14 protein-coding genes are annotated in these 13,087 nt (G+C 45.4%); 3 read left to right on the plus strand and 11 right to left on the minus strand.

Annotation, left to right across the window (positions count from 1 at the left end):
* Positions 1-235: 235 nt before the first annotated feature.
* Complete coding sequence (locus tag QT984_RS00915; RefSeq protein ID WP_333313070.1) at positions 236-2,230, minus strand: bifunctional serine/threonine-protein kinase/formylglycine-generating enzyme family protein; 1,995 nt, start codon at positions 2,228-2,230, stop codon at positions 236-238.
* 327 nt (positions 2,231-2,557) lie between these two features.
* Complete coding sequence (locus tag QT984_RS00920; protein WP_333313069.1) at positions 2,558-2,689, minus strand: hypothetical protein; 132 nt, start codon at positions 2,687-2,689, stop codon at positions 2,558-2,560.
* Between the two features lie 1,271 nt (positions 2,690-3,960).
* Here QT984_RS00920 and QT984_RS00925 point away from each other — a divergent pair.
* Complete coding sequence (locus QT984_RS00925) at positions 3,961-6,471, plus strand: ATP-binding protein (protein ID WP_333372824.1); 2,511 nt, start codon at positions 3,961-3,963, stop codon at positions 6,469-6,471.
* Between the two features lie 355 nt (positions 6,472-6,826).
* On the opposite strand, the gene QT984_RS00930 is transcribed toward QT984_RS00925, so the two are convergent.
* A complete protein-coding gene (locus QT984_RS00930) occupies positions 6,827-7,261 on the minus strand; it encodes an MAPEG family protein (RefSeq protein ID WP_333209215.1) in 435 nt (144 codons plus the stop codon).
* 9 nt (positions 7,262-7,270) lie between these two features.
* Positions 7,271-7,693: a DUF6220 domain-containing protein gene (locus QT984_RS00935; protein WP_333264706.1), complete on the minus strand. Its 423-nt coding sequence runs from the start codon at positions 7,691-7,693 to the stop codon at positions 7,271-7,273.
* Positions 7,694-7,878: 185 nt separating this feature from the next.
* On the opposite strand from QT984_RS00935, the gene QT984_RS00940 reads away from it, so the two are divergent.
* Positions 7,879-8,631 carry a LuxR C-terminal-related transcriptional regulator gene (locus tag QT984_RS00940; protein ID WP_333209217.1) on the plus strand — a complete coding sequence of 251 codons (753 nt, stop codon included), beginning with the start codon at positions 7,879-7,881 and terminating at the stop codon, positions 8,629-8,631.
* A 142-nt stretch (positions 8,632-8,773) separates the two neighbouring features.
* Here the strand turns inward: QT984_RS00940 and QT984_RS00945 are convergent, their stop codons facing one another.
* From QT984_RS00945 to QT984_RS00955, 3 genes are read right to left on the minus strand one after another with little or no spacing between them, the layout of a single operon-like run.
* On the minus strand, positions 8,774-9,661 hold the full coding sequence (locus QT984_RS00945) for a sulfite exporter TauE/SafE family protein (RefSeq protein WP_333054388.1): 888 nt from the start codon (positions 9,659-9,661) through the stop codon (positions 8,774-8,776).
* A complete protein-coding gene (locus tag QT984_RS00950) occupies positions 9,658-10,209 on the minus strand; it encodes a rhodanese-like domain-containing protein (RefSeq protein WP_333054390.1) in 552 nt (183 codons plus the stop codon). The genes QT984_RS00945 and QT984_RS00950 overlap by 4 nt, the downstream gene beginning before the upstream one ends.
* 31 nt (positions 10,210-10,240) lie before the next feature.
* Positions 10,241-10,942, minus strand: a complete 702-nt coding sequence (locus QT984_RS00955) for an MBL fold metallo-hydrolase (RefSeq protein WP_333209220.1) — start codon at positions 10,940-10,942, stop codon at positions 10,241-10,243.
* A gap of 97 nt (positions 10,943-11,039) precedes the next feature.
* Between QT984_RS00955 and QT984_RS00960 the strand changes: the two genes are divergently transcribed.
* A complete protein-coding gene (locus QT984_RS00960) occupies positions 11,040-11,384 on the plus strand; it encodes a metalloregulator ArsR/SmtB family transcription factor (RefSeq protein ID WP_333372828.1) in 345 nt (114 codons plus the stop codon).
* Positions 11,385-11,504: 120 nt separating this feature from the next.
* On the opposite strand, the gene QT984_RS00965 is transcribed toward QT984_RS00960, so the two are convergent.
* The 4 genes from QT984_RS00965 to QT984_RS00975 form a co-directional block, all read right to left on the minus strand.
* Entirely contained in the window at positions 11,505-11,822 is a 318-nt protein-coding gene (locus QT984_RS00965; RefSeq protein WP_333372831.1) for a type II toxin-antitoxin system VapC family toxin, read from the minus strand.
* Between the two features lie 223 nt (positions 11,823-12,045).
* Entirely contained in the window at positions 12,046-12,180 is a 135-nt protein-coding gene (locus QT984_RS00970) for a hypothetical protein (RefSeq protein ID WP_333372834.1), read from the minus strand.
* A 293-nt stretch (positions 12,181-12,473) separates the two neighbouring features.
* Entirely contained in the window at positions 12,474-12,656 is a 183-nt protein-coding gene (locus QT984_RS29705; protein WP_445305851.1) for a ParE family toxin-like protein, read from the minus strand.
* A 33-nt stretch (positions 12,657-12,689) separates the two neighbouring features.
* Positions 12,690-12,833, minus strand: a complete 144-nt coding sequence (locus QT984_RS00975) for a hypothetical protein (protein ID WP_333372837.1) — start codon at positions 12,831-12,833, stop codon at positions 12,690-12,692.
* Positions 12,834-13,087: the final 254 nt, after the last annotated feature.

A 13,087-nucleotide genomic window follows, 5' to 3' on the forward strand; every position in this document is an offset into this window, starting at 1 on the left:
TAATTGTTATTGTGGGATGGGCGTCCCGCCCGTCGCCCAATTTTAATTGTTATTGTGGGATGGGCGTCCCGCCCGTCGCCCAATTTTAATTGTTATTGTGGGATGGGCGTCCCGCCCGTCCACTCATGACGGGCTATAAGAGCCCATCCCACTTTCAAGAGTGGAAGTTATTTAATTCTCATTCCTAAGTTAAAAAGTGCGCGAAGCGGATGTATTCCGTAGGGAATCGCCATTCTTAAACAACAGAAACAACCACTCGAAAACCCACAATACTAGCCTTGCAATCCGGCTGATATCTGAGGCGACACGCGCTGCGACAATTCGGAGGATGATCGTTCCAAGAACCACCCCGCAACAACCTCAGCGAAGACTCCCCGTCAGACTCCCAAACGCTACCATCGGCAGGCGCACCGTTATAATTATTGTGCCAAGAATCCGCGCACCATTCCCAAACATTTCCGTGAAAATCGTACAATCCGAAAGCATTAGGTTTAAAACTGCCAACATCTGTCGTTTGAAAGCGATAAACTCCCTTGGGCGCGTCAGCGTAATTAGAATTTCCGTTGTAATTGGCTAACTCGCTGGTAATCGTTTCCCCAAAATGAAACGGCCCCGTAGTTTGCCCCCGGCAAGCATATTCCCATTGGGCTTCGCTAGGTAAGCGATAATTCTTACCTGTTTTGCGAGAAAGTCGATCGCAAAACTCCACAGCCTCGTACCAAGATACATTTTCTACAGGTCGATTTGCACCTTTAAAACGGGCAGCATCGGGATTGAGAAATATTTTAATTTCCGGCAGCGCCGCAACTGCTGTCCACTGGGCCTGAGTGACGGGAAATTTGCTAATATAGAAAGAGCCTAAAGTTACTGGGTGCTGAGGTTTTTCGTCGCTGTCACCCCGATCTTTTGGAGAACCCATGAGGAAAGTACCGCCAGGAACTGATACCATTTCCAGCGCTGTACTGCTACCAAGACGTTCTTCAAAAAAACGCGCTTGGCCGCTGTTAACATTAGTTGGCTTCCCGCGCTTGTCTACTGTCACCACCTGAAATTCAAAAGTGCTTTTGACAGCGGGAATTCTCTGTGCTGCCTTGTTCGGAGGCGGATTTGTGTTAGATTTTTCCCTCGGATTGACAGAGATATTGCTATTGATTTGCCTGCTTTGATTGAGGGGAGGATTGATGGCAAGTTGTCCTCCCTTTGTCCGAAAAGAATTTAGAGCAAGTTGTCCTCCATTGGCACAATGGGGTTGGGGAGGTAAAGAATAGAGATTTAAAGCTTTGATTACTTCATCAGCAGATTGATATCTATTTTTGAGATAATCTTGAATTAATTTGTCTAAAACATTTGCCAACTCGCTGCTAATTTTTGTGCCGGCTGGCAACCGTTCTCTCCACATCCAGCCGCCGTTTATCGGGTCATAAAGGTCATCGGAACCGTCAAGTTTTGGCAAACATTGAGTTAGTAGTCTCAGGCAACTTATTCCCAAACTGTACAAATCGCTGCCGGGGAAAACTTGACCGCGCATTTGTTCTACAGGCGAATATCCGGGCGTTCCTACCGTCGTGCCTACTTTGCTCATCAGCGAGCCCGTCACTTGTTTGGAAATGCCGAAATCTATCAAAACTAACTCTCCCCGCCCTCCCCTTCGGAAAGCTGAATTCCGAAAATTTCCCGCCTTTGGCAGGGATGAGCTAACAGAGGTGCGGCGCCGCATGATATTCTCAAGTTTGATGTCTCGATGAATGACATTGCGATCGTGCACAAATTTCAAAATCGGCAGTACATCTGCCAACAACTGCCAAATTTTTTCTTCGCTAAAAACGCCCTGCTGAGTTAATTCTGCTAGTAAAGTTTGCCCCTCAATCAACTCTTGTACTAAATAAAGTCGCTTGTCTTGTTCAAAATAAGCAATTAATCGAGGAATTTGGGGATGTTCGCCGAGTTCGTAAAGTCGTTTCGCTTCTTCTTTAAACAATTGTGCGGCTTTTTCAAGTGCTGAGGTTCCTTGAAATTGGGGTACAAACTGCTTAATTACGCAGGGATCGTCCATGCGATCCGTATCTACCGCTTCGTAAGTTCTGCCAAATCCCCCTTCGCCCAACAGTCGAATCACGCGGTAGCGGTTTCTGAAGAGAGGCGTGAGGTCGGACTTGCCGCAACTTTGACAAAATTTAGAGTTGTCTGGATTGAAAGGATTAGAACATCTGGGATTAGAACAGTAGAACATATCTGGGAAGAAATGATCCGGTTAAGATGATGATATATCTTTTTGGCTTCCTCCAGGAAGACTAGCAATTCATAATTAATTATTGACAATTGACGGTAGGGAGGGCATTACCCCCCGCTTGTGTAGCCCCAATGGAGAAAGTAGAAGGCAGAATTTAAAACGCCAATTAATCCAAATAAAGTGATTTGAGGGCAAAAAATGCCAGCGCGATCGACCGATTTTACCAACCCGCTTACCGCCGATATTCGTCTGGGGATCTTGGTAATTGCTTTACAGGGGCCAGTATAGTACAACTTGGCGATCGCCCAAACCAAAAAGCGATCGCACTCAAAGAACTATCCGACTATAAACTAAGAAAGCGATTTCAATAAACAATTCCATCGCTTCATCGGGGCGTAAGAATTCTACAAGCTCGATCGCCCTTAAATGCGATGGGGTAATTTCAAGCAAAAATGTCATATTTTTGCTGCTTTCACCAATTTTTTAGTTCCGCTAAATAACTTTATTATTGAATATTTTGACCACTAAAATAAGTAATAAAAATAGACAACAGCATGATATTGACACTATTGTTTCGGTGATATTTGGTGAGATAAATATGATAAATCCCTCATCTTTAATTAAGGCAGAGAAGCTGGAGACACAAAATGGCATGAGATATAACCTGAATGCCTGCCAATGATCTCTTTTGCCTTTACTAGAAGAAACACTTAGCATCAGACCCGTACCGATTACAGCACTTATACCAATTGAATTGAGCCATATCTTAACCGAAGGATCAAAATGAAAACCAACTACTACAACATACCAAATGAGATAGCACCAGAGAATAGCTTTATCTAACTTGATTTCGTAAAGATATTGAATCAATCCTTTCATAGGTTGAAAAAGGCTTTTACCTTTTCATTTTTTTTGAGGAAGGCAACCCGGTGAATTGAAAAATTAGGGATGGAAAGCAAAAGAGTCTTATAACGAGACACAGCGATTATTTTTAGCTCTCAACCATGTCCCTCACCGATTTTGCAGAGTGTTTTGCCAGAAACAGATTTCATAGAGATAACTCAATTAACTTTTTTTCCGGTGCAAGTTCATTTGGTTGATTGACGACTTAAACTCAACCCTGAACAGCATCTTCAAGCATCTATAACAATTGTTCATAACTCTCTCTCTATGTGTGACAACCTGGAAGCGATCGAACTGAGCCGCACCATAGGCCATCTTCTTGCCAGATAATCGCCTTAATCTTCATGGTTAATCTATAATAGCTATCTGAAGAAGATTTTAGTGCATCGCTTCAAAACTTGCTCCCGCGCGATCGCCTGCAGGTAATTTAGAAGTATTGGGTATTGAGTATTGCGATCGCTAGCTAACGGTACATTAAACCAAGTGAAAAGACTCAATAGAGTCTGTGTCAACTGAGATATTGCACCATTCTCGCTCTCACAGGCTTTTGGGCCTGTTCCACAAAAAGTTAATTTTTTTGTGGGCCGTTGCTCTTCTAGTCCGCCCGTGAAAGGGTTAATGCAACTGGTGCAAGATATCAGTTCCAATGAGTTGTTGCGATCGAGAGTGCGATCGCTAGCAACCTCAACTCATTGCCTCAATATTTGACCGCTACATCAGATCGACTTTAGAATTTTAATTTCTAGAAGGAAACACTAGGTATTTGTTTTTTATTGACAGTAAAAATTGCAATTGTATCACAATAGGATTACCCCTATCTGCTTTTTATGGAAATAGATCGTGTGCCATTTCTAAATCGCCTCCGGCGCACCATGTCCTCTGCGGAAGCTTGGGGCTTTAGTGTGGTTGGATATCTGATGTGGTTTACCTTAGCGCCGTCGGTGCAAGCAGAAATTGGCTCCGCATCCCTGTTGGTCTGGATTCCTGGTGCGATGGTCGGAATTCTGTTTAACCTTCAAGTTCAGAGTTTGGGCGAGAAATATCCAGATGTATCTGGGGGAACACCCAATTACATCACGCGACTGCTGCATCGTTACCCTGCCCTTTCCCGTTACTTGGGGATTGCCTACTACTTGGGGTGGGTTTCTTTTCCGGCCATTAATGCGATCGTCATCACAGATTTGATCCAATTTCATTTAGAACCGATGGGGCTGAATGTTCCAGAAAAAGTGTTTGAGATCGGTTTTACTGCGATATCTTACTTTTTAGCATTCAGCGGCACCCGTGCCGTCGCCATTCTGCACCTCTTTTTTATCTTTCCTTCGATCGGCTTTTTACTCCTCTTCTGCGTTCAGGGTTTAGGCTGGCTTGCCTTGGATCCCCAAAGCCCCGGACTTTTGCCCAGCAGCATTGATGCCATCAGTGTCCATGACTGGCTGAAATGGTTCTTGTTTGCAGCTTATAGCTTCTATGGCTGTGACACAGCTTCATCCTTTGTAGCAGACAGTCTCCACCCAAAAGACACCCTCAAGGCCCTGTCTTGGGTTGCCTGGTTCATGCCTCTGGTGTTTGTGGGTGGCACTTTAGTGTTGGTGCAGTTGGCAACCGCTGCCGGTTTAGAAGGCAATTTGTACGGCAAATTCCTGGTTGCTGCCAAGCCTTTCTGGGGAGACGCTGCCCCTGTCATCGTCACATTGCTGGTTGCCGCTAGCTGTTTGTTGGGATCTGCGACTAGCGTTTGCAATACGCCCCGCATCCTTTTTCAACTCGCGCAGGATGGGCTGTTGTCTCCAGTGTTTGGCGCAGTATCCCGTCGGGGTGCCCTAGAACCCGCGCTGCTGCTAACCTTTATCTGTAGTTTAGGATTTTTAGTATGGGGCAACACCACTCGAATTGTCGTGGTGTCAGGGGTGAGTTTTTTCATTTCTATCATGGGGTTTCACTTGGGGCTGTGGATGCAGCGCAAGGATCCAGTCGTGCGTTGGGGGCGACTATCCTTAGCATTACTGGTGCTGGAGTTCATTTCCCTGGTGGTGGGTGGCGTTGCCTGGGGATGGATGGATTTTGGTATCGGGTTGCTGTTGCCGTTAGCACTGATAGCGCTCGACGCTGCAATTCGGCGGATTCCTTGGGAATCTTTGCATTTACCGTGGTGGAATCGACTCCATACCAAGCCAGTAACTCCTCCTAAAAATGAATACTTTGTGGTGCTTCAGGTCGCAATTTTGATTGCGCTGATTTGTGGTACAGCGACGATCAGTTGGCTGATTCGCTCCTGGCTGCGGGTAGAAGCCGGAACCAACAATCCCTATCTGCTAATTATTGTGTTGATGACGCTGGCATTTGTGGGAGTGGCAATTGCTTGCTGGACAAGTCTGCCCCAGGTTGCTGCGATCGAAGAACTAGCAATCTCCTCAACCGCGCAAGCTAAAGAACTGGAGACGACCCTAAACGAACTGAAAAAAGCTCAGATGCAAGTGATCCAAAGCGAAAAAATGTCTAGCTTGGGACAGTTGGTTGCGGGAATTGCCCATGAAATCAATAACCCGGTCAACTTCATCCACGGTAATCTTACTCACCTGGACGAATATACCCAAAATCTGCTGCAGATGATCGAACTCTATCAACAGCGCCATCCCAGCAACGATCCAGACGTGCAAGCAATGGCAGAGGAAATCGATTTGGAATTCCTCACTGAAGATATCCAAAAGATAATTTCATCTATCAGGGTAGGAACCGAGCGAATTCGCGGTATTGTCGTCTCGTTGCGAAACTTTTCTCGTATGGATGAAGCCGACTTCAAAGATGTTGATATTCACGAGGGAATTGAAAGTACATTGCTGATTTTGCAGCACCGGCTCAAAGATAAACCAGAGTGTCCAGGCGTGGTAACGATCAAAGACTATGGCAGTTTGCCCAAGGTGGAATGTTTCCCCGGACAACTCAATCAGGTATTCATGAATATATTGGTCAATGCCCTGGATGCCCTAGATGAGATGAATACTAAACGCTCCTATCGGGAGCTTAAAGACACCCCGAACCAGATTACGATTCGGACTTCTGCGATCGACCATCAATGGGTGGAGGTGGCGATCGCTGACAATGGAATCGGTATGCCAGACTCAGTGACGCAGCGCATTTTTGATCCCTTTTTTACCACCAAAGCCATCGGTAAAGGTACTGGTTTGGGGATGTCGATTAGTTATCAAATCATTACTGAAAAACATCGCGGTAAAATCAAGTGTTTTTCTACACCTGGCTCAGGCACTAAGTTTGTGATTCAGATCCCCATTCGGCAACAGCCAATTTCACCATTCCCGATCGCTCCTCAATCTTAACCACTTCCCATTCAGTGCAGCCCTCAAACAAAGCATCGTACAGAATTGAAGAGCGATCGCTCTTCTGGTAATTTTAAATTAGGAATGAGAATTAAATAACTTCCACAAGATTGTGGGATGGGCGTCCCGCCCGTCCACTCATGACGGGCGGGACGCCCATCCCACAATAACAATTAAAATTGTAAGTTATTTAATTCGCGATCCTTATTGAGTATTGCGATCGCGACCTAACGACTCGGTTCAGTGGCAGACCGCCCCGCAAGACCCCAAACCTACACGCAGAAACAGGGTGGGCTTTCCGCTGCACCTTCATTGTTCGGCGACTGTTGATAACTTCTACCTCATTGGAACGAGGTTAATTAATTGTGCCAAAGTGCATAAGTGCTGCGCGGATCGCGATGAACCACACCGCGAGCGTGGCAAATAGATAGAGGTAGAACCGAAGTATGATGAGATTGAATGTGCAATGAACAGCACTATGCAATGTGCGAAACACGACGAATACCCACGCGGCGTTCACATACACTGTATCCACCTGCTTCGTGACGAACAGGTACAGGACAAGCGCATAAAAAAGTACCGGAATCTCGAACAGGTTTTTTAGGTTATCCGATGGATTGGATACGCTTGGTGGCGAAATTTGTGCCAGTGTTCCCGGTACAGCAAGTTCTTTCGGGCTGAGCTTTCTACTGGTGATAAAACTGATACGGCGGATGTACATATACACCCATACGATGAATGTGAGAAACACTGTTGCAAAGAAGGGACTGAAGATTGTATCTTGCGTCATTTCTACCTCTCAAATTTGATTGTTCTGATAGTTGCTGGACGAGAAAGTGGACGATATGCGATGTACAAGGCTTGAAGAAACATAGACTAACGTGAATCCAATTAGAGGATGGAGTATCTCTAGGTGAAGAGCAGTTTTGAGATGAATGCTAGAAAATTGTAGTCCAAGCAGGATTGGCAAACTGGCGGCGAGATGTCGTATTCTGCGCGAGAATGGGGCGATAAACGACCATCCCAGCAATACTAATGACAGTCCACTGTACCCTCGCACGAACCAAACATGAATATTCCACCATGCAGGATTATTGAAGTAGGCAACTCCAACCGTCAATAACTGAGCAATCAAGCAGACATTAAAGATGATTGAAGTCACATAAAAGCCGCTAGGCATCCAAGGTGTAGGAGCGCCGTCGATTTCCAAATCTGTTATCATGTCAAGTTGTTTTTGAGATTGTAAGGGTAATATAAACTGAGTATTGCCATGCTTCCAGACCTCGATCGGGTACTCTTTTTGACACTCAAGCAATTTGGTTACAAGCCCCCAGATTCCTCCGTGGGGTCAATTCTAAAATCTAAAATCTAAAATCTAAAATCTAAAATCTAAAATCGGTTGACACCATGAGCATGACAAGTCCCTTGCAGCTTTTATTTGAAGCGATCGACCAGGTGAAGGATGAACAAGAGCTGCGATCGCAAATCCTGCCCAAAATCGGTGAGTATTTTGCAGCTAAAAGATCGGGAATCTTTTTCTTCGATGGACTTCCTTTAGCCGATAGCAATTTTCAGAAAACATTGAAAGTTGCGCTATCGATCGAACATAATCCTGTTGCACGTTATTTAGCGGAGCGCCATGCTCCTGTCCATGAAGCATTAGTGACATCATCTCCCAAGGTTTGGACAATGATTTGTCCCCGTCCCGATCATTGGCACGTGATGGCGGGGCCGATGGTCAGTCGCGGTCAATTAATGGGTGTAGTGGGTTGTACGCGCGATCGCTCCATGCCCGCTTTCGATACAGAGAATCTAGCCGATTTGAGTGCGATCTGTTTGCATTTGTCTGTTTGGGCTGCAACAGTACGCGCGGCGAAGCTATGCCGTAGGGAATCGCAGCACCAACCTTTCAAGACTTCACGCCTAACGCCTCGTGAATTGCAAATTGCCGAATTGGTTGCTTTGGGGCGAACCAACGCAGCAATCGGGAGGGAACTTTGGATTACTGAGAATTCAGTAAAGCAAGCTTTGAAGCGAATGTTCCGTAAGCTTGAGGTTTCGTCTCGTGCAGAAATGGTTGCACAGCTTTCGGCGACAAAATATAATTTGCCAACCGTAAAAATGTCTCCATCCAACTTGATGCAGAACACTCACCAATAAACTTAAGGCTAGAAACCCTAAGAGCGATCCTCTTCTGCAAGCTTCGCTAACGCATTGAATTGAAGGGCGATCGATCTAGTGGTAATTTTGAAGTATTGAATAGGGCGATCGCGATCTAAGGGCTAAGATGAGTGGTGGCAGATTACCTCGGCATCACAGCCGACATCTCCCGTCCGTTTGAAGAGAGTGCGTTGTGAGGTGGCTCGTCAGCAGATGACTTTTTGATTCCCTGTAAGCTATCACGATTTTGGACTAATACGAATGTGGCGACTACTAGCAGAAAGTAACCGAAGCCTTTTTGAAGTTGTTGCGCTGGAATAAACTGTGCAAGATAAGCCCCAATCACCGTTCCGCATCCAGCTAAAAAGGTGAATGAAACCGTGAGATTCCAGTCTAAGGAAATATGCCCTAAATAACCTAGCAAACCCGCGACCGAATTACACGCAATAATTAGCAGAGAAGTCCCTATCGCCTGTCGCATGGGTACGTTTCCCAATAAAACCAAGGCAGGGACGATCGCAAACCCGCCACCCACACCGACTAATCCTGTCAAAATCCCTACTGCAATCCCTTCAGTCATCAGCCATAGCCAGCAGTATTTGCAAACAGGTTTGACGTACTCGATAGCCTCTAGCTCATCCTTACTAGATACTACCGTCTTTGACAAGGTGGTGCGATAAATCATCAAGCCTGCGGCAATCAGCATCGACAATCCAAATAGGGTCATCTGGAATGCGCTGGTAATGAACGGCAGCGTCGCAATTCTTGCACCGAGGTAAGCCCCCAACATGGTTGCAGTTCCAAAAATTACTGCGGTTTTGAGATTAAGATTACCGCGCCGCCCATGGGGAATGCTGCCCAATAAGCTAACAGTCCCGACAATAATCAAAGTCATGGCGATCGCAGGTTTAGGCGCAACACCCATCACATAAACCAGCACAGGCAGTGCTAGCACAGAACCACCACCGCCCAATAAGCCTAAACTCACACCAATACCAACTGCCAGGAAATGTCCAATTATCCAGATCATCGTTTATTTCCGGCTTGTTGGTTGTAAGGTAACTTTGCCAGTAGCATTCCCATCGCACAGGTGTTAGTGATTCCAGCAAACACTAAGCCAGCACCCACAAATCCACTCAGAAGTAAAAAATTAGGTGAGACAAATACCCCTAAAACTGTTCCCACAAAAACCAATGAGCCTGCAACAATCTGCACTTGCCGAAACAAGCTAATCGGCGCATTTTGACTTTTTTCAATCGGATAGCCTGCATTTTTCCAAGTAGGAATTCCACCACGCAGATGAATCACAGAATTGAATCCTGCGTCTAAACATTGTCTGGCGGCTTTGGCAGAGCGATTTCCAGATTGACAGTAGAGAACGAGTTTTTGTCCCTCAGACGGTCGTACTTGAATTGGATCGAATTGTGACAGTGGATGCAATTTTGCGCCGGGAATACGTTCAGTTGCATATTCGGCAGATTCCCGAACATCCACTAAAGTTACGGCGTTTTCCTCAAGCAATTGTTTCAAGGTTTGAGCATCAATTTCTTGAAGTTGAGAATCGTTAGTCAGTGTCATAGTTGTACTCCAAATAAAATAGATCAAAGGTCTAGGCAGAAATTGAGGTGAGGTTGCCACACCGTTCATTAGCTGGCACGGCTTCCATCATTTTTTGAGGGTTGGGCAGATTCAGTGCATTCATAAATTGAATAAACTCATCCCGACTGCGCCCTGTAAACCTAGGGTTCCAGCGTTTTTCTTCCTCAATGGAAGAAACAGTTTGCCCGCGATAGTCGTGTCCTGGATAGATCGAGGTAGAATCAGGCAAGGTAAATAATCTTTGAGTAACTGAATCAAACAAGGTTCCGGCGTCCCCGCTTTGAAAATCCGTGCGTCCACAGCCACGGATCAATAACGCATCCCCGGTCAGCAAGTGACTTTCATTGACGAGGTATGCCATGTGGCTATCTGTGTGTCCTGGCGTGGCGATCGCCTGCACTTCCACAGTTCCAAGCTGTAGCGTTTCCCCTGGATGGATAAAACGGTCTGCACAGTTAACCTGTGCTTGGGCTGGAACCACACTCACACAGCCTGTTGCTTCCCGCAGTTGAGACGCACTGGTAATGTGATCGGCATGAACATGAGTTTCCAAGCAATAACGCAATGTCAAACCCAGTTCTTTCAGCAATTTGATATCTCGCTCCACCTGTTCCAACACTGAATCGACCAATAGGGCTTCTGCGGAAGCGCGATCGGCAATCAGATAAGTATAGGTACTGCTTTCCCGGTCAAAAAGTTGACGAAACAGCATAGGCATCAGCCTCTCATTACATCTTTAGTGATAATATTACTATATAGTAGTATTGTCTAAAAAACAAGTCTCGCTCAAAATCTATTCACTCCTGCTTATGTCTCAAATCCCAGTTTCCGCTCTCGCTCAGGTGGCTGACTACTTCAAAGTTTTATCAGAGCTTAGCCGCCTGCAATTGCTGTGCGCGCTTAAGAGTGGTGCTAAAAATGTCACTGAAATCATTGAAGAAACAGGGCTGGGGCAAGCCAATGTTTCCAAGCACCTCAAGATTTTGACCCAGGCAGGCATCGTTCAACGGCAGCAGCAGGGAGTCAGTGTTTACTATCAAATCACTGACCCGATGATTTTTGATTTATGCGAACTTGTGTGTCAGAAGCTCGAAACTCGATTGCAAGAACAGTCACAACAGTTAAAAAAGCTCGACAGATTGCGTCAAATCTAACCACGCTTTGTTGGCTGCAACTGTTGTGTGCGCTCAAGAGTGGTGCTAAAAATGTCACTAAATCTAGCTATCTGCACGCTTATAATTCATCACCAATGTCGCAATAGTCAGACCATTCTGTCAAGCTTGACAAATAAGCATTGTGTCAAATGGATCGCGATGTAATGGTGGCAGTTTAGCCCGTTGAGCTACGCTACTTTCATGAAGAGCAAGACTGACAATTTGATGAAGATAGCGCTGTTTAGGTAAATATGTTTCAGGATGCTCCTGCAGAGGTAACTTACCCAACTGGTACTTGACAATTGCTTCCCAGACTGAAACTGCACTCAAATAGACCTCATTATCTGGATCGCGAATTGCATCTCGAACATCTGTTGATAACTGGGCGTCACCACTGATGAACCATAAAAATATGTGGGTATCTAGCAGAATCTTCATTTACCTTCAAATGCACGCTCGGATATCTTCCGGCAAAGGATCATCGAAATCATCTGGAACAGTAAATTCCCCTGCACACAAACCGAATGGTCGTAATTGCTTGCTGCTAGAAATAGGTCTTACAGCGGATTCCAGGTTGATAAAGTACACCCCAGAAACCGGGTTTCTTCTGGATTTCTCGCCAGAAACCGGTTTTATTCAAGAAACCCGGTTTCTCTGTACTTCACTTACCTGGAAAGTGCTGTAGTTCGGCGATCGGCTTATCTGAAAGCAGGATAACAAAAGTTGCACCTGCTTCCACTTGACGCAGATACTTTGAAGGATCGCACTGGATTTCATCAACTGTCACGTTCAACATAAAAATGCCTCAGTATAAAGCTCAAAAGCAGTTTCATGGTCTTTTTCAACAACCGCAGTGAACCTTCTCATAAAGTTAAACTAAAGTATATGAAATAACCATTATAAGTGAGATAGCAACCTGTCGTACTCTGCGTGTGAACCAACCCAAAACCAGATCGCAGTATCTCCATCCAACTGACCAAGAATTTTTTGATGGTACCCGCCACGTGATTTATCCGTGGAATCAATCCAAAATCGAAAATCTAAAATCCTCAAGCCCCCGAATTTATCTCGCGCAAGTCAATCCAAAATCTAAAATCTAAAATCTAAAATCGAATGACCAACGGCTCGATAGTTGTTGCTGATTCTAGCAGAATAGATTGGTAACTCTGGATGCACTTTTTTGAAACGCAGACTGGGATAATTTTGGTTTTCCTTGAACTGGCGATATGCCTCGCGTGCTTGCTCTTGAACTTGTGAAAGGCAGTGCCGCAAAAGATTTACGGAATTCGGCTGTAGTACGAGACTTCACAATGTTTCTGGATCGAGTTTTTGGGTTTTACCTGCGTGATACTCAGCCATTGCGGAGGCGGCAAGTTTAGCAAGAACATCGGGAGAACTCGCAAATGCTCGATCCCATCTTAGATCGTCTTGAAGTTCTTCCAAAATCATTGAGGCGATCCTCTTCTGCAAGCTTCGCTAACGCATCTTGCTCACTTGCAGACAAGGTTTTCAACTTAGCGATCCTCTTCGAGGGCTCCGCTAACGCACGCTCCAGTAACTCAGTCATGGCTAGCACACTCTTACAATGAAAATGGCATATTATTTATTATCGCTTATTCTAGCAAGGTAAGGATTCAGGTCTGAAATTCGGGAATGAGGTCAGGCATAGGAAAGTAGTCACAAGAATGGGCATTCATAGCCTC

Source organism: Microcoleus sp. Z1_B2 (assembly GCF_036700325.1).
Taxonomy (GTDB): Bacteria; Cyanobacteriota; Cyanobacteriia; order Cyanobacteriales; family Microcoleaceae; genus Microcoleus.